Here is a 17222-nt window from a genome sequence, read left to right as displayed (position 1 = left end):
GGATCAGAGCCGTTTTTCGGGTCTCCTCGGTGACGTCACTGAATATCCGATAAGGCGCGACGGGTTGCCTGCGGCATCATCTATCCGCTGGCCCGCGGCCTCGACAATGATGGTGTCACCCTGCACGTTTATCAGGCGATGGGTGAACTGAAAGGGGGCGCCAGTTTCGATACAATCGTTAACGGCTTTGGCCACTTCTTCCCGATCATCGGGGTGATAGAAGTCAATCCCATTCTCCAGCAGTGGCAGCGGGTCGTCAGCGCTCAGGCCGTGGATTCTGCGCACCTCCTCAGACCAGAACAAACGCTCAGTCTTCAGGTCCACCTGCCAATGCCCAATACTACCAAGGCGCTGGATCAAGTCCACGGCCGTCGCGGTCGAGATATCGTCCACCACAGTCGCAACCACCCCCGTCACATCGCCCGCTTGGTTGTGAAATGGGGTCACTTGAAGCTGCTTGGCGGTGCTACCATCGTAAAACACGACATGGCGTTCGTCGCGGAACTTGAAGACATCGTTGCAGATCGACGCCAGCGAGGTCATCTCGACAGGCAGGGAGCATTGGGACAGATGGACGCCCGTGGCGGGCAGTTCGCCGATGTTGAAATGCCCCAATGCAACATGGGACGCCCGGCGCACAATCAGGGCTTGGTCGATTACCAGAACGGGGAAGGGGACCACCTCTAGGGTGGCGGCCAGTTCGGTGGATACGCGCTGTAGCTCAGATGAGTTTACCTGAAGCTCTTCGTTGACTGTGATCAGTTCTTCATTGGTGGATTGCAGTTCCTCGTTCGAGGTTTCAAGTTCCTCATTGGTGGCTTGGAGTTCCTCATTCGTGGATTGCATTTCTTCGTTGATGGATTGCAGTTCCTCGTTGGTGGTTTGCAGCTCCTCCACGGTTTGCTGCAACGCTTCACGGGTTTGCGCGACCTCCACTTCCATCTGGCGGATATAGGCCTGCTGCTCGTTCTCGCCGAATGCCTCAAGAGGTTTTGGAATTTGATCTTCCATGCGGGTTTCCAAGGCCACCAGTAGGTGATCCTCGCCCGCCTCGCTGTCGGCGTTAGCAGGCAGCGGGTAGCAAACAGAGCGGGCCTGATTAAACCCGGGCCCTTCAATGTCGTGCCAACGCCCGTCACGCCTTTGCTTTGTTTTCATCGCCGTGGCGATCAGCCCCTGAATCTCATCGCCCAAGGGTTTGCGCAGATTACGAATGCCGATCCATAGGGGCGCGTTCTCGGACAGTTGCGTCAGATGTGAGATGTCACCAAAGACCCGAACCATCTCGCCGCTATTGGTAATGACGAACCCATTGGGGGCCACGGCGCGGGCCAGCGTGTTGAACATGCCGCTCTCTGGGGGTGTTCGCTGCTGGCTTCGGTCGGCACGATTGTTGATCTGGGTCGGTGCTTTACGGCCATAGGTGCTTGTGCCGGTCTCAAACCGCGGAGGGTTCGCCGCAGAGATCCGGCGTTTGGCGAATATCTTGTCGCTGCCGGCCTTGGTCTCGAACAGGCTTTCCATATTGCCCACGGTTTCCGAGGTCCCCAGAAACAACATCCCGGATGTGTTCAGCGCGTAGTGAATGCGGTGCAACACGCGGCTTTGAAGGGCGGCGTTGAAGTAGATCATCACGTTGCGGATCGAAACAAAATCCACGTTCAGGAACGGGGGATCGTGGAAAATGTTGTGCATGGAAAACAGGGTGATCGAGCGCAGTTCCGGCACCACCTCGATCCGCCCATCATAGACGGTGAAATACTTGTCCAACAGGTCACGGGGAATGTCGGCGGCGGCGGTAATTGGATAGCTGCCGCGCCGCGCCACTTCAATTGCGCGGTCATCGATATCGGTGGCAAATATCTGGACGCGGGACCGTTTGAGGTGCTCCACGCCGCCCATGGCCTCGGCCAATATAATGGCGATAGAGTAGGCTTCTTCACCCGTGGCACAGCCTGCCACCCAAAGTCTGATTTGGCCCAGATCCTTGTTCTTTACCAGTCGTTCAAATTGGGTACGCAATTGGTCGAATTGGCTGCTGTCACGAAAGAAGCGCGTCACGGAAATCAGAAGGTCGCGATAGAGCGCCTCCACTTCGTCGCCGGAGGTTCGGCAATAGGCGACGTAATTGTCGTAGTCGTCGATATCCAGCGCCGCCATGCGGCGGTTAATGCGGCGGGCGACGGTGTTTTCCTTGTAATCGCGGAAATCCACATTGGTGCGCGCCAGAAGAATGTGGAACAGGTCCGACATCTTGCTGGGACGCTCGTTCAGGCGACGCAGCTGGTCAAAGTCACGTGGGCTGGCGAGGATCTTAGATAAATGAACGCCAATCTGTTGCGGCGACAAAGTCAAGTCGATGCAGCCGGTCTCTGTCGCCGATTGGGGCATCCCGTCGTATTTGGCGGTGGTCAGGTCTTGGGCAATGGTGATGCCGCCGGCCTCGCGGATCGCCTGTACGCCGTAGCTGCCGTCGCTACCAGTGCCCGAAAGAACAACGCCAACGCAATGCTCGCCGGCTTCCTTGGCCAATGACTTGAACAACCGATCCGCCGACGGCTTCGGAGAGGCAGGATGCCCCGCAGGGTCCACAAGACGCAACTTACCGTTTTCAAGGATCACATCAGTGTTGGGCGGGGTGATAAAGATCGTGCGTGCCGTGGGCGTGGCACCGTCGGATAACTCAACCACGGGCAGGGGTGTTTCCCGAGAGATCAGCGACGTGAGCAAGCTTTTGTGGGTTGGCGACATATGCTGCGCCAGAATGTAGACGGCGTTCACGTCCGGCGACAGGTTCTGCGCAAGGGTCGAGACCGCTTCAAGCCCGCCAGCCGATGATCCAATCCCGACAAAAAACGGTGGCTCGTCCAGCGATGGTTCAGGCGCGCCATTCGGCCCGTTTTTGTCGGTCATACTCTGTCTCCCCAATCGTCGTGGGGAAGAACATTTCACAAAGCCCTCCGCAACGGCAACAGGTGCAAGCTGCCATGGGGATTAAGGCCTAGGTGTCAGGTGCTTTTACGACCGAGCGCCCAAAGAGTGTGGCGCAAATGCACTGCCCAAGTAGGGCAGTGCCATAAAGGTTAACGCGACTCAAAAGTTAACGTACCTGTCAGCCTTTGCGGGCCCATCGCAGTCATCTCTACGATCAAGGCGCCCTCGGCGCCGGGGGCGAAGGCGACCCCTTGGCCATCGGCCGAAGACAGGTCAACGCGCGTGTCGGTCAAAGAGCCCGTCACATCCATCTGCGCATCATCGGTGCCGGAAAAGACCACGTTGCCACTGGCGTCCGTGCCGCTGACCGCGACCTGCCATTGCCCCTGGAACCGACCTTGCACCGTGGCGCACCCAAGGGTGCCGCCCCAATTGCCATCGGTGGCCGAGGCCGCATCAAGGGTGCAGCGGATACGCAAACGCGCGCCGTCTGGCGCTGTCAGGCGGGCGTTTGTACGCCACTCGCCTGAAAGCCAAGCCGGAATGTCGGCAAGGGCCGGGACGGCGGGAAGGGCGGTAGCCATAGCTACCAGAAGGGCAAGAGTTGGACGCATTACGTCTCCTTTCGTCTGACCAAGCGGATCAGCGCCGGTAGGAACCATAGCGCTGCGACCAAGGCCATCCATAGCGCCGAGATGACGAAAACGCCAAACTGCGGCATCGAAGCGGTCGCACTCAGCAAAGTTGCGCCGAAACCCAGGGTCATAATCAGGGTCGAGGCCACCATTGGCGGGCCTGCGTGGCCCAATGCCTCGCCCAAACGGGTGCCGCGTGGCCCTTTGGAGCGTTTCCAGCGGTTGAGGTAATGAATGGTGTTATCCACGGCGATTCCGAAGGCCACGGTCAGGGCAATCGCCGCCGTCATCGTCATGCCGCGCCCAGAAAGGTACAACACACCCTCAATCGCCATCATCGGCAGGGCGCTGACGGCCGTGGCCAGCACGGCCAAAATTATCGTGCGCTGCGACAGGGCCACGACCAGCGTGATCGCCGCCAAGGCGATGTAGAACGAAGAGCGCATCGCATCGACGGTTTCCGGCACGACTTCATGGGCGAGAAGCGATTGCCCGGCCAGCCGCGCCGTATCGCCAAGTCCGGCGTCTTCGATCCCGGTACGCAACCGGTCCAGTTCAGCGCCGAACCGCTCGGGCCCATTGCCGAGGGGGACCAGAACCGGCAAGGCGACGGCCAGGTCATCGCTGGCACGGAAACGCTCCGGCACCAAGGGGGCCTCTTCCCCGACCGAGACATTGGGGCCGCTCAGCGCAAGGGCGGCGGCTTCTGCGATCCTTGGGCCATCGGCAGCCGACAGGCCCGGTTCGCCGTCGGTGTCCTCTACCACGACAAACAAGCTCGCTGAGCCAAGGCCCTCATCCTCCATGAAGATCAGGTCGTGGCCCAGGGGGCTGTCATCGCGAATGTGCTCGGACAAGGAGAAATCGGTATCGGTGCTGTTTACGCCGGGGATCAGGCCCGCCACCACGGCCAAGGCCAACACCGCCATCAGGCGCGGATGGCGCAATCCGCTTTGGGCCGGGGCCATGACCATCGAAAACCCGGCGGGGTGGTTGATTTCACCGCGAATGAACAGACGGCTGAGGAGGGGGAACAGAAGGTAGACCGAGGCAAAGCCGCTGAACACCGCCACAGGCCCCCACACGGCCAAGCCCCACAGGGCATCGCTTCCCGCGAACCCAAAGCTTGCCAATGCCAACGCCGAGGTGAGAGAGGTCATGAAGGCGGCGGGCATCACATTGTGCACGGCCTTTTCCAAACCGCCTTCCTCTCTCGACGCATAAAAGAGGTGCAAGGTATCCGCGAACGCAAGAACCATGACCAACATCGGCAACGTCGCAAGCCATGGGTCCAGCGCGTGGCCTGCCCACCCCAGAAACCCCATGAACCACAATACGCCGCAAATCGCCGGGGCGGCGCAGACCAGAACCGCCCGGACCGAGCGCAGGATAATCGCACCCACTAGAATGCAAATCAAAACCGCCACGGGCGTCACTAAGGTCTGGTCACGCAAGAGGTTGGCCGAGATCTGACGCTCCACCTCCGCTTGGCCCACGGCGGCGACATCCAAGGGGGCGGCGGCGGCAAGCAAGTCGGGCAGCATGGTGGCTATTTCGCCCGGTTGCGCGTCGGGCACTGCGATCACATGCAGCAACGCAGCGTCACGGGCGGAGCTGACAAGGGCGCTGGCGGCGGGACCAGAGCTGATGAAGCTGGCAAAGCGATCTTCTAACGGGGCGCTATCATCGGCCAAGATCAACGGCGTGCTCGTGCCTTCGGCGGGAAGGGAGAACAGGCTGACGACCTCAGCCACGCCATCGGTAAACTGAAGGTCAAGGATCAGGTTCTCTAACGCTTCAAACGCGGCGGGGTCGGCAAGGTCCGGGGCGCGCACCAGCAGTGCCTCATCCGCGGCGCCAAGCTGGAATCGGTCTTGGAACGCCTCATAGGCCAGATACCCATCGCTGTTGCCGGACAGGGCACTGATAACGTCGGACTCAACCTGCAAAGACCGAATGCCCCAAACAGACAGCAACGTAATTGCCACTGCCAACAGCCCCTTCAACCAACGCCCTGCGCTGATCCCTCGTGCAACTGTTATGTCCGTCATTGGCATCGCCTGTATTTATGTCGGCGCCATGGATGACGCTCGTTTATTCATGCCCGCGTTTGGCCGCTTAACCGTTGTCCAAGGTGCGTAGCCTGCGGGGTATATAAACCTTTGAACTATTATGACAGTTTTGACAAACCTCCTTGCGCAATGTCGCGGCGGTAAATGGCCAACGACCCCTGCGGTTTTTCGAGGCGCAGAACGGTCGGGCAGGGCCGACTGTGTTGCTTGATAGGATTTCTCGATTGAACATGGGGCGCTTGATTGCGAAACTGTGGGCATGATCCATAAACTCGAAATGTTCATCGCCGTCGCCCGTGAAGCCCACTTTGGCCGGGCGGCTGAAAGCCTTGGCCTGACCCAGCCGACCCTGTCCACAGGGATCAAACAGCTAGAGGAAATGCTGGGGGTGCAGCTGATCTTTCGCGGCTCTCGTTACGGGGGCTTAACACCCGAAGGGCAGCGCGCTTTGGTCTGGGCGCGGCAGTTGGTCAGCGATGCCCGCGCCTTCCGGCAAGAGATGCGCACCACCCGCCACGGGCTCAGTGGGATCGTTCGGTTGGCCGTGATCCCGACGGCGCTGACATGGGCCGCTCGGTTGAGCGCGCAGTTCACCGCCGCCCATCCCAATGTGCGCTTCACGATCCTTAGCCGCACCTCGGTGGAGATCTTGTCTATGCTCGAAAACCTCGAAGTCGATGCCGGCATTTCCTACCTCGATAATGAGCCGTTGGGCCGCGTCACGATGGAGACATTATACCAAGAAAAATATACGCTTGTGGCCCACCGCGATAGCGACATCGCCTTGCAGGATCGGGTGGAATGGGCTGACCTGGCGGGCGAGCGTCTGTGCCTTCTGACCTCCAACATGCAGAACCGCCGGATCATCAACGAAAACTTCATGGCCGCAGGTGTCGCCCCCGAGGCGCAGGTGGAAAGCAACTCGACCGTGGTGCTGGCAGCCCATGTGCAAGCGGGGGGCTGGATTACCGTGCTGCCGATCGACATGGCGCGGTTCCTTTGTGCCGGAAAGCCCGAGCTGGCTATCCGCGAGATTGAGGGGGGCGGAATGGATCACGCCGTGGGGCTTGTGGCGCCGTTTCGGGAGCCGCACACCCCTGTGCTGGATGCCCTGATTGCCGAAACGCGGGTGCTGGCGAAGGCGGGTTTGGGAACCTGACGAAAACCTACAGGTATTGGGTCGGGCGGGCAGGTGCGTTTGATTGATATTCTCAATCGACCGACGGGATAACGATATTGAATGCTGAATGAACTGGGGCCATACATCGGGCAACATTTTCGGAGCACGCCATGTCAGCTACGCCAGCCCCGCTCGATCCGGCCGAGATCAGCGCGATTATCCAACAAAATATGCACCTTGAGGGGCCGCTGCTGCCGATCTTGCATGATATCCAAGACGCCTTCGGTTGCGTGCCCAATGACGCACGTGCGCCAATTGCCGATGCACTCAACATCACCGAGGCGGAGTTGCATGGGGTGATTTCGTTCTATCACGACTTCCGAAGCAAACCTGCGGGCACCCGTGTGCTCAAGATTTGTCGGGCCGAGGCCTGTCAGGCCATGGGCGCCAATGATCTGTCTGCGAAGGTGCTAGAAATGCTTGGTCTTGGCTGGGGTGAGACCAGCAAAGACGGGGCGCTGACGGTCGAGCCGATTTACTGCCTTGGCCTGTGCGCCTGCGCTCCGGCGGCGATGATCGACGGCAAGGTGAAGGGCCGCGTGACGGCCGAGGCGCTGGTGGCGGAGGTTGCGCAATGAAGGTTTGGGTTCCTCGCGATGCAGCAGCCAAGGCCCTTGGCGCGGATGATGTGGCGGCGGCATTTGTTGCGGCAGGCGCAGAGGTTGTGCGCAACGGCTCCCGCGGGATGATCTGGCTGGAACCTTTGGTAGAGGTGGAACGTGACGGCGTCCGAGTGGGCTATGGCGCGGCAGGCGTGGCCGACGTGGCGGCGATCATGGACGGCAGCGCAAAGGGGCTCGGCCCCGTGGAAGAGATCCCGTTCTATGCCAAGCAAAACCGGTTAACGTTTCAGCGCTGCGGCGTGATTGATCCGTTGTCCTTGGCCGAGTACGAGGCCCACGGCGGGCTGACAGGCTTGCGAAAAGCGCTGGAGATGAGCGCCGAAGAGATCACCACCCATGTCACGGACTCGGGCCTGCGCGGCCGGGGCGGCGCGGGCTTCCCGACAGGGATCAAGTGGAACACCGTGCGCCAAGCAGCGGGGCCGCAGAAATACATCGTGTGCAATGCCGACGAGGGCGACAGCGGTACATTTGCGGATCGGATGATTATGGAGGGCGATCCCTTCTGTCTGATCGAAGGCATGGTGATTGCGGGCCTCGGCGTGGGGGCCACGAAGGGCTACATCTACCTACGGTCTGAATACCCTGACGCCATTGAGGTGATGCGGGCGGCGATTGAAATTGCACGTCAGAACAATGTGTTGGGTCGCGTTCTTCATTCGTCACATGAATTCGATATCGAAGTGCGCGTGGGTGCGGGCGCTTATGTTTGTGGCGAAGAAACCTCGCTTCTGAATTCGCTGGAGGGCAAGCGCGGCGTGGTGCGCGCCAAGCCACCACTGCCCGCGTTGGAAGGGTTTCTGGGGCGGCCTACGGTGGTTAACAACGTGATCTCTTTGGCCACCGTTCCGGTGATCTTCGAGAAGGGCGCCGAGCATTACGCCAGCTTCGGGTTGGGGCGGTCCAAGGGCACGATGCCGATCCAGATCGCGGGCAACGTAAAGCACGGCGGTCTGTTTGAGACGGCCTTCGGGATGCCTCTGGGCGAATTGGTTAACGACATTGGCGGCGGCAGTGCCTCCGGGCGGCCTGTGAAGGCGGTGCAGGTCGGTGGGCCCTTGGGGGCGTATTTCGCGCCTGAGAAGTTTGACACACCTTTTGCCTACGAGCCCTTTGACGGGGCAGGCGGGCTGATTGGCCATGCGGGCGTCGTGGTGTTTGACGACAGCGCCGACATGTTGGGCATGGCGCGGTTCGCGATGGAATTCTGCGCGATTGAGAGCTGCGGCAAGTGTACGCCCTGCCGCATCGGCTCGGTCCGGGGGGTGGAAACGCTCGACCGGATCGCAGAGGGCGACGCCACGGCGGTGCCGTTGTTGGTGGACCTGTGTGAGACCATGAAAGACGGCTCGCTCTGCGCCTTGGGCGGCTTCACGCCCTATCCGGTGATGAGCGCGTTGGAACAGTTCCCGGAAGAGTTTGCGGGCGTAAGGGAGGCGGCGGAATGAGTGTGGTTCGTGTGGCTGACCGAGGCGCAACGGGGGGCCAGCCCCCCGCACCCCCCGCGGATATTTATGAAAAGATGAAGAGCGGAGCGCGTGTCCTATGAAAGATTTCATCATTCCAGATGCCGATTATCTTGGGCGCGATATGGGCACGCCTTCGAGGGTTGGCGCGCCGGTGACGCTGACGGTCGATGGTTTTGAGGTGACGGTGCCTGAAGGCACGTCTGTTATGCGGGCGGCGGCCGAGATTGGGCTAACCATTCCCAAGTTGTGCGCCACGGACAGTGTGGAGGCGTTTGGCTCTTGTCGGCTGTGTGTGGTGGAGATCGAGGGGCGGCGTGGCACGCCCGCGTCATGTACGACACCGGTGGCCGAGGGCATGGCGGTGCGTACGCAATCGTCCAAGGTAAAGAAGATCCGTAAAGGGGTGATGGAGCTTTATATCAGCGACCATCCGCTGGATTGTCTGACATGTGCGGCTAATGGCGATTGCGAATTACAAGATATGGCAGGCGCCGTGGGGCTGCGCGATGTGCGCTATGAGGCGCCTGAGAGTGGAAGCTTGGCGAACCATTTTGAGCAGCGCCAGAAAGATGGGCGGGGCGGTGATCAGCCGAACCCGGAGTGGATACCGAAAGACGACAGCAATCCGTATTTCACCTATGATCCGGCCAAATGCATTGCCTGTTCGCGCTGTGTCCGGGCCTGCGAGGAAGTGCAGGGCACGTTTGCGTTAACCATGGAAGGGCGCGGCTTTGAGAGCCGCATTTCAGCGGGCGGGCCGGATACCGATTTTCTGGCCTCTGATTGCGTCTCCTGCGGGGCCTGTGTGCAGGCCTGCCCGACGGCCACGTTGCAGGAAAAATCCGTGATTGAGTTGGGCACGCCGGAGCGCTCGGTCATCACCACTTGCGCGTATTGTGGGGTTGGATGCTCGTTCAAGGCGGAGTTGAATGGCGATGAGTTGGTGCGCATGACGCCTTACAAACATGGGGAAGCGAACCGGGGCCATTCCTGTGTGAAAGGCCGGTTTGCTTATGGCTACGCCAACCACTCGGACCGGGTGTTGAACCCGATGATCCGCGACAGCATCGAAGACCCGTGGAAAGAGGTGTCCTGGGAAGAGGCGATTGGCTTTGCCGCCGACCGGATGCGCGTTTTGCAAGAGAAGTACGGGCGCAAGTCCATTGGGGTTATCACCTCCTCGCGGTGCACCAACGAGGAGACATATCTGGTTCAGAAGCTGGCGCGCGGCGTGTTCATGAACAACAACACCGATACCTGCGCGCGGGTCTGCCATTCGCCCACCGGTTACGGTTTGGGGCAGACGTTTGGCACCAGCGCGGGCACGCAGAACTTCGACTCGGTCGAGCATGTGGATGTGGCCGTGATTATCGGGGCGAACCCGACGGATGCGCATCCGGTTTTTGGCTCGCGCCTTAAAAAACGTGTGCGGGCGGGGGCGAAGCTGATCGTGATTGATCCGCGCAAGACGGACGTTGTGCGCTCGGCCCATATTGAGGCGGCGCATCACTTGCCCCTGCGTCCCGGCACCAACGTGGCCGTGGTGACGGCCATGGCCCATGTGATCGTGGATGAGAAGTTGTACGACGAGACCTTCATTCGCGAGCGCTGCGACTGGAATGAGTTTGAGGAATACGCCGAGTTCGTAAAAGACGTGCGCCATTCCCCCGAGATGACCGAGATGTTGACGGGCGTGCCGGCGGAAGAGCTCCGTGCGGCGGCAAGGCTATACGCCACGGGCGGCAACGGCGCGATTTATTACGGTCTGGGGGTGACCGAACATTCCCAAGGCTCCACCACCGTCATGGGCATCGCCAATCTTGCGATGCTGACGGGCAATCTGGGGCGCGAGGGTGTCGGTGTGAACCCGTTGCGGGGCCAGAACAACGTGCAAGGGGCCTGCGACATGGGCTCTTTCCCGCACGAGTTGCCGGGCTATCGCCATGTGAAAGGCGATGAAGTCCGGGCGCTGTTCGAGAGCAAGTGGGGCGTGGAGATTGATCCAGAACCCGGCCTGCGCATTCCCAATATGTTGGATGCAGCGGTGGGGGGCAGCTTCAAGGGGCTTTATTGTCAGGGCGAGGATATTTTGCAGTCCGATCCCGACACGCACCACGTGGCCGCGGGGCTGGCGGCGATGGAATGCGTCATCGTCCATGACCTGTTCCTGAACGAGACCGCGAACTACGCCCATGTGTTCCTGCCCGGCTCCACTTTCCTGGAGAAGGACGGCACCTTCACCAATGCCGAGCGCCGGATTAACCGGGTGCGAGAGGTGATGAAGCCGAAGAATGGCTATGCCGATTGGGAGGTAACGCAGCTTCTGGCGAAAGCGATGGGGGCCGATTGGCACTATACCCATCCGAGCCAGATCATGGACGAGATCTCGGACACGACGCCGGGTTTTGCCAACGTCAATTATGCGATGTTGGAAGAACGCGGCTCGGTCCAATGGCCGTGTAATGACGACGCGCCCGATGGCTCTCCGATCATGCATGTCGATGGGTTTGTGCGCGGCAAAGGGCGGTTCATCGTGACGGAATATATCGCCACCGAAGAACGCTCGGGCCCAAGGTTCCCGCTGTTGCTGACCACGGGGCGTATTCTGTCGCAGTATAACGTCGGCGCGCAGACGCGGCGCACCGATAACGTGGTGTGGCACGATCAAGATGTGTTGGAAATCCACCCCCACGACGCCGAAGTGCGCGGCGTGAAAGAGGGGGATTGGGTCAAGCTGGCAAGCCGCGCGGGGGAAACCTCGCTACGGGCGACACTGACGGAGAAGGTGGTGCCGGGGGTTGTGTATACCACCTTCCACCATCCCGATACGCAGGCCAATGTCATCACCACGGACCATTCCGATTGGGCGACGAACTGCCCGGAATACAAGGTGACGGCGGTGCAGGTGGGCTTGTCGAACGGTCCAACGGAATGGCAGCGTGAGTATAACGCGCAGGCCGAGAAGTCGCGTCGCATCGCGACCGCGGCAGAGTGAAGTCCAGCCGCTCCATATCTGCGGTGGCCTTTGGGCCAGATGGATCGCGCGACGTGGCGCGGTCCTTGCCAGAGGAGGTGCCCGTAGCCGTGACGGTGAACGGGACGACGCAGGCGGTAATGATGTGTTCGCCTGCTGACTTGGAGGATTTCGCGGTGGGCTTTGCCCTGACCGAGGGGTTCGCCCGAGGAGAGCAGATCGAGAAGGTGGACATCGTCGAGATGGACGCCGGGATCGAAGCGCGTTTGTGGGTGGATGAAGCCGTGGCAGAGGCCCTTGGCGCACGGCGACGCGCGATGATGGGGCCGGTAGGGTGCGGGCTGTGCGGGATCGACTCACTGGAAGAGGCGTTACGAGATTTGCCGGTGCTGCCTAATGGAGGCGCCATCGAGGCAGGAGTGGCGGCGAGAGGCCCGGATTTGTTGAGGGACTGCCAGCCGTTGCACGATCTGACGCAAGCGGTGCACGCGGCGGGCTTTTTGGTGCCGGGGCAGGGGATTGTTCTGGCGCGCGAAGATGTGGGGCGTCACAACGCCTTGGATAAACTGGTGGGCGCGATGCAAAGCTCGGGGGTGGACCCGCGCGGAGGGGCGATCGTGCTGACCAGCCGCGTTTCGGTCGAGATGGTGCAGAAGTGTGTGCTGTTGGGTTGCCCGATATTGATCGCGGTCTCGGCCCCCACGGCCCATGCCGTGCGCATGGGGGAGGCCGCGAACCTGACGATTGCCGCTTTTGCCCGTGAGGGGCGGTTAGAGACCTTTACCCATCCACAACGGATCGACTGGAGCCAGACTGATGCCGCATGACAAACTGACCCGCATGGCCAACCAGATCGCCAGCTTCTTTGCCACGCAACCCGGAGCCGATCAGGCAGAACGGGTGGCGGCGCATTTGAAGGATTTCTGGGGCCCCGAGATGCGAGAGGCATTGAAGGCTCAGGCGGCGGAAGATGACGCGGAACTGGCGCCGTTGGTCAGGGACGCCATTGCGTTGATTTGAGCGGTGTTGCGGTGAACGCGGGCGGGCGCGCATCGGGCATCTGCGGGATTGAGTTGTATTTGCCAAGATGAAGGGGAGGCGTTGCCGTGCTTCATAGTGCAATTGCCTTGAGGCGAGGGGGGCAGGCGCGGTAGAGTGGTTTCAACATCTGGTTTTAAGTTTCACATAATGGAACCCACTTATGTCTGATACCCGCGCTCGCCGCCGCTACCGCTCTCAGGAATGGTTCGACAATCCTAACAATCCGGGTATGACGGCGCTGTACCTGGAGAGGTATCAGAACCAAGCCTTCACGCGTGGGGAGTTGCAGGCCGATAAGCCGATTGTGGGTGTAGCGCAGACGGGCAGCGACTTGGTGCCCTGCAACAAGATCCACGTGTTTTTGATGGATCGCATCAAGGCAGGCATTCGTGACGCGGGGGGCATTCCGTTAGAGTTCCCAGTGCATCCGATTCAGGAAACCGGGAAGCGGCCGACGGCGGCGCTGGATCGAAACTTGCAATATTTGTCGTTGGTTGAGGTGTTGCACGGTTATCCGCTGGATGGGGTCGTGTTGACGACCGGTTGCGACAAGACCACGCCCGCAATGCTGATGGGGGCCGCGACGGTAGACATCCCGGCGATCGCGCTTAATGGCGGGCCGATGTTGGACGGGTGGTTCCGGGGCAAGCGGGCGGGTTCGGGGACCGCGATCTGGGAAGGGCGCCGTTTGCTGGCGACCGGAGAGATCGACTATGAGGAGTTCATGCAGATGGCGTGCGCGTCCTCGCCGTCGCTGGGGCATTGCAACACGATGGGCACGGCCTCGACCATGAACGCGTTGGCAGAAGCCTTGGGCATGACATTGCCCGGCGCCGCCGCGATCCCGGCGCCGTTCCGGGAGCGGATGGAGATGGCCTATCTGACAGGCCGGCGCGCCGTTGAGATGGTAGAGGAGGACCTAAAGCCCTCCGACATTCTGACGCGCGCGGCGTTTGAGAACGCCATCAAGGTGAACACGGCGATCGGAGGGTCCACCAACGCGCCGCCGCATTTGCAGGCATTGGCGCGCCACGCGGGCGTGGAATTGCACGTCACGGATTGGGAAAAGATCGGCCATGCGCTTCCACTGTTAGTGAACATGCAGCCCGCAGGCGAATATCTGGGAGAGAGCTTCTTTCGCGCAGGCGGAGTGCCGGCCGTGATGGGGGAACTCCACGCAGCGGGCCTTTTGGATGCCACGGTGATAACCGCCAGCGGCAAACCATTGGCAGAGGCCTTGGGCGGTGCAAAAAGCCTCGACCAGGAGGTGATCCGACCCGTCGATAATCCGATGCGCGAACAGGCGGGCTTTGCTGTCCTCTCGGGCAACCTCTTTGACAGCGCTCTGATGAAGACCAGCGTGATCTCCGAGGACTTCCGCAGGCGCTTCCTTAAGGATAACCAATACGAGGGCCGTGCCATCGTTTTTGAAGGCCCCGAGGATTACCACGACCGGGTGAATGACCCGGATCTGGCGGTCGATGACAACTGCATCCTGTTTATCCGAGGCGTGGGCTGCGTCGGTTATCCCGGCTCTGCCGAAGTGGTGAACATGCAGCCACCCGATGCGCTGATTAAGGACGGTATCAAGCACCTGCCAACGGTGGGCGATGGCCGCCAATCGGGCACTTCGGAAAGCCCGTCGATCCTGAACGCCTCACCCGAGGCGGTGGTCGGCGGTGGCTTGGCCTACCTCCAAACAGGCGACCGGGTGCGTTTGGACCTGAACGAGGGCACACTCAACGCGCTGGTGCCCGAAGCCGAATGGAACGCCCGCAAAGCCGCCTGGACGCCGCCAGAGTTGCACCACCAGACCCCTTGGCAGGAACTCTACCGCAAACACGTGGGCCAATTGGCCGATGGTGGCTGTCTTGAACTGGCAACAGCCTACCAACGGATCGCCAAGGACTTACCTCGCGACAACCACTGAGCCCCTAATTCCTCGTTCTACAAATATCCCGGGGGAGTCTCCGGCCTTCAGGCCGGAGGCGGGGGCAGAGCCCCCAAACCGCTCCAGTGACCCGGCGAGGACGGGTTTGGCCCGGAGGAGCCGTTGCGCCTAGATCCGCGCCAGCGCCGTCTCTAGATCCCCGTAGCCGGTGAAACGTCTCTCAAACGCCAAACCTAACCGCTCTGCATACCCTCGGGCCAATTCCGTCAGCGCCGGATCATCGACCTGGGCCTGGTAGACCAACGTCGTGTAATTCCCGAAGTACATATCCCTCAACTCCGGGAACCGATCCAGCCCTAGCGGCTTCGTCACAAAGGCATCAAACTGCTTCACCAGAAAATCGGTGAGGTAGAAACAGGTTACTTCCCCGCGCGTCTCAAACGCCTGATTCCCCTCAAAAAACGAATAGCAGTGCGGCCCTTCCAACATTTGGACCCCCAAAGCGGCGCAGCGGGCTTGTAACAATCCGCCCGTGCCGCAGTCCGCATAAAGCACGAATACGTCGTCATAATCTCCGCGTCTTGCTGTGACAGCCGCCTCCACCGCGTCGGGGATCGCAGCGGGGGTGTTGTGTAATTTGGCGGGAAGGCAATGAAGGTCCAAGTGATCCCAGTGGTTTAGGCGCTTCAGGGCCAGCACTTCATGGGCCAACGCCCCGCAGGCCAACAGCAAAATGCGCCCGGAATTGCGTGCATCCATGCCAAGGTTAACCAGATCGTCATCATCCATGTGCATTGAAACACCTTTCACAGCCCCGTGCGCTCACGGAGCCGTCACTTGAGCGGAGCCGCAACCAAAGCGAGGTTCGTCCCAGACAAGAACGAAACACTACCTCACGACCGACACCATATATTAGGGACACGACCTCATGACTGCTACCTCCACAAACCCAACCGCCGCATCTTTTCCTGCGATTAATCTTCAAACTGTGGCCTTGATCGTGCTGTCGGGCGCCGTCGGCACCCTTGCTTTCGACCTCTGGGGCAAGGCCATCGCGCCGCTTCTGGGGTTTGGCGGGCTTGCGCCTGTGGGGCTTGCGCGGGGCTTTTTGGGGGCGCTCGGCCTGCCAAACTCTGCGGCCTGGGGCAACTTCATGCACCTCTTATTGGTGGGCGTGATCGCTTATCCCGTGGGCTGGCTGTTCATCGCGCGGCCGATCATGGCCCGCGCTGTGCCGGGGATGCACTGGACAATCGCCTCTGCGCTTTATGGGGTTGGGCTGTGGGTCTTTGCCATCGGCTTCATCGCTTGGTTTGCGGGCAATCCGCTTTTCCTTGGTTTCACCCGGATCACTTGGGTCGCTTTGGCAGGCCATGTGTTCTACGCCATCGCCGCTGCCGCGACCGTGCAATATCTGGAGCGCCAGCGCACAGCCTAAGTTACACGCCTTGGACGGTAAGGCGGGCCCGCGATATCGCGTGGCCCGTCTTGTATTTGGTACACAGACTAGGTCTGGCGGCGTTGCACGAGCTTTGGGCCCAGAACCGCCAGTGCGATGCCCGCTAGGATTACAACGCCTGAAACCGCCTCTAGGGTGCCAAGGGTTTCGCCCAGAACCAGCCATGCCGTCAGGATGCCAATCACCGGGATGCCAAGGGCGAAGGGCGTCACCATCGCCGCCGGGTGCCGCGACAGCAGCCCGCCCCAGATGGAATAGCCGATGATTGTAGAGATGACCGCCACGTAGACAACGCCCGCCCATCCCGTCAGGCCCATGGCAGCGATGGTGGCAAAGGGGGCAGGGCCCTCGAACATCCACGACAACCCTAACATCGGCAGGGGCGGCACAAGGCTCGACCAAATGAAAAGCGCCGCCATGTTCACACCGGGCAAGCGGCGGAAGACGAGGTTGCCAAAGGCCCAGGACAGCGCCCCGCATAACACCAATGCCAAGCCGATCAGGGTGACGTTGCCGCCTCCGGCAATGCCAAAACCCGCCAGACCCACACAGGCCAGTGCAATGCCTGCCACTTGGGGCCAGCTGACGCGCTCTCCGTAGACTAAGGCCGCAAGGATGATGGTCAGAGGCGCTTGGCTTTGCAAGATGAGCGAGGCCAACCCCGCCGTCACATCGGCGCGCATGGCCATGAACAGGAATCCGAATTGGCACATGTTTACCAAAACCCCAATCGCAATGATCGCCCGCCAACTGGCCGGGCGTGGGAACAGCGCGATCAGGGGGATGAGAATGGCAAAGCGCAGGCCCACGAACAGCAGGGGTGGCAATTCTTCCAGCACCATTTTCATGGCCGTGAAGTTGGAGCCCCACGCCAGAATTACGCAAAAGACCAGGGCGAGGTCGCGCGGCGGCATGATGGTGCGAGTCTCTGACATTGGCGCACT

The 17222-nt window shown here is 60.8% G+C and carries 13 protein-coding genes; 8 read left to right on the top strand and 5 right to left on the bottom strand.

Annotation, left to right across the window (positions count from 1 at the left end):
- Nucleotides 1-3: 3 nt before the first annotated feature.
- The 3 genes from K3728_10850 to K3728_10840 form a co-directional block, all read right to left on the bottom strand.
- Nucleotides 4-2913 carry a PAS domain-containing protein gene (locus tag K3728_10850; protein UWQ94230.1) on the bottom strand — a complete coding sequence of 970 codons (2910 nt, stop codon included), beginning with the start codon at nt 2911-2913 and terminating at the stop codon, nt 4-6.
- Nucleotides 2914-3083: 170 nt separating this feature from the next.
- Nucleotides 3084-3548, bottom strand: a complete 465-nt coding sequence (locus tag K3728_10845) for a hypothetical protein (protein ID UWQ94229.1) — start codon at nt 3546-3548, stop codon at nt 3084-3086.
- Nucleotides 3548-5620: an MMPL family transporter gene (locus tag K3728_10840; protein UWQ94228.1), complete on the bottom strand. Its 2073-nt coding sequence runs from the start codon at nt 5618-5620 to the stop codon at nt 3548-3550. Before K3728_10840 ends, K3728_10845 begins: the two co-directional genes overlap by 1 nt.
- Nucleotides 5621-5900: 280 nt before the next feature.
- Here K3728_10840 and K3728_10835 point away from each other — a divergent pair, with 280 nt between their 5' ends.
- The 7 genes from K3728_10835 (at nt 5901) to K3728_10805 (ending at nt 14858) form a co-directional block, all read left to right on the top strand.
- On the top strand, nt 5901-6800 hold the full coding sequence (locus K3728_10835) for a LysR family transcriptional regulator (protein UWQ94227.1): 900 nt from the start codon (nt 5901-5903) through the stop codon (nt 6798-6800).
- Nucleotides 6801-6931: 131 nt separating this feature from the next.
- A complete protein-coding gene (locus K3728_10830) occupies nt 6932-7399 on the top strand; it encodes a formate dehydrogenase subunit gamma (GenBank protein UWQ94226.1) in 468 nt (155 codons plus the stop codon).
- A complete protein-coding gene (locus K3728_10825; GenBank protein ID UWQ94225.1) occupies nt 7396-8892 on the top strand; it encodes a formate dehydrogenase in 1497 nt (498 codons plus the stop codon). The genes K3728_10830 and K3728_10825 overlap by 4 nt, the downstream gene beginning before the upstream one ends.
- Before the next feature lie 97 nt (nt 8893-8989).
- Nucleotides 8990-11908, top strand: coding sequence for a formate dehydrogenase subunit alpha (gene fdhF / locus K3728_10820; protein ID UWQ94224.1), 2919 nt, complete (start codon nt 8990-8992; stop codon nt 11906-11908).
- Nucleotides 11905-12714, top strand: a complete 810-nt coding sequence (gene fdhD / locus K3728_10815; protein ID UWQ94223.1) for a formate dehydrogenase accessory sulfurtransferase FdhD — start codon at nt 11905-11907, stop codon at nt 12712-12714. Before fdhF ends, fdhD begins: the two co-directional genes overlap by 4 nt.
- Nucleotides 12704-12907 (top strand): formate dehydrogenase subunit delta, encoded by a 204-nt coding sequence (locus tag K3728_10810; protein UWQ94222.1) that lies wholly within the window; start codon nt 12704-12706, stop codon nt 12905-12907. Before fdhD ends, K3728_10810 begins: the two co-directional genes overlap by 11 nt.
- A gap of 181 nt (nt 12908-13088) precedes the next feature.
- On the top strand, nt 13089-14858 hold the full coding sequence (locus K3728_10805; protein ID UWQ94221.1) for a dihydroxy-acid dehydratase family protein: 1770 nt from the start codon (nt 13089-13091) through the stop codon (nt 14856-14858).
- 129 nt (nt 14859-14987) lie between these two features.
- On the opposite strand, the gene K3728_10800 is transcribed toward K3728_10805, so the two are convergent.
- On the bottom strand, nt 14988-15614 hold the full coding sequence (locus tag K3728_10800) for a DUF1638 domain-containing protein (GenBank protein UWQ94220.1): 627 nt from the start codon (nt 15612-15614) through the stop codon (nt 14988-14990).
- Between the two features lie 133 nt (nt 15615-15747).
- Between K3728_10800 and K3728_10795 the strand changes: the two genes are divergently transcribed.
- Entirely contained in the window at nt 15748-16257 is a 510-nt protein-coding gene (locus K3728_10795; GenBank protein ID UWQ94219.1) for a hypothetical protein, read from the top strand.
- A 68-nt stretch (nt 16258-16325) separates the two neighbouring features.
- Here the strand turns inward: K3728_10795 and K3728_10790 are convergent, their stop codons facing one another.
- Nucleotides 16326-17213, bottom strand: a complete 888-nt coding sequence (locus K3728_10790) for an EamA family transporter (protein ID UWQ94218.1) — start codon at nt 17211-17213, stop codon at nt 16326-16328.
- Between the last annotated feature and the right edge of the window lie 9 nt (nt 17214-17222).

The organism is Rhodobacteraceae bacterium M385 (assembly GCA_025141835.1).
GTDB lineage: Bacteria > Pseudomonadota > Alphaproteobacteria > Rhodobacterales > Rhodobacteraceae > Gymnodinialimonas.
This window is presented reverse-complemented; position numbering and strand designations above follow the sequence as displayed.

Coding starts and splice junctions, on each gene's coding strand:
- K3728_10850 (UWQ94230.1), bottom strand. CDS start 2,913: ATGACCGACAAAAACGGGCCGAATGGCGCGCCTGAACCATCGCTGGAC.
- K3728_10845 (UWQ94229.1), bottom strand. CDS start 3,548: ATGCGTCCAACTCTTGCCCTTCTGGTAGCTATGGCTACCGCCCTTCCC.
- K3728_10840 (UWQ94228.1), bottom strand. CDS start 5,620: ATGACGGACATAACAGTTGCACGAGGGATCAGCGCAGGGCGTTGGTTG.
- K3728_10835 (UWQ94227.1), top strand. CDS start 5,901: ATGATCCATAAACTCGAAATGTTCATCGCCGTCGCCCGTGAAGCCCAC.
- K3728_10830 (UWQ94226.1), top strand. CDS start 6,932: ATGTCAGCTACGCCAGCCCCGCTCGATCCGGCCGAGATCAGCGCGATT.
- K3728_10825 (UWQ94225.1), top strand. CDS start 7,396: ATGAAGGTTTGGGTTCCTCGCGATGCAGCAGCCAAGGCCCTTGGCGCG.
- fdhF (UWQ94224.1), top strand. CDS start 8,990: ATGAAAGATTTCATCATTCCAGATGCCGATTATCTTGGGCGCGATATG.
- K3728_10810 (UWQ94222.1), top strand. CDS start 12,704: ATGCCGCATGACAAACTGACCCGCATGGCCAACCAGATCGCCAGCTTC.
- K3728_10805 (UWQ94221.1), top strand. CDS start 13,089: ATGTCTGATACCCGCGCTCGCCGCCGCTACCGCTCTCAGGAATGGTTC.
- K3728_10800 (UWQ94220.1), bottom strand. CDS start 15,614: ATGCACATGGATGATGACGATCTGGTTAACCTTGGCATGGATGCACGC.
- K3728_10795 (UWQ94219.1), top strand. CDS start 15,748: ATGACTGCTACCTCCACAAACCCAACCGCCGCATCTTTTCCTGCGATT.
- K3728_10790 (UWQ94218.1), bottom strand. CDS start 17,213: ATGTCAGAGACTCGCACCATCATGCCGCCGCGCGACCTCGCCCTGGTC.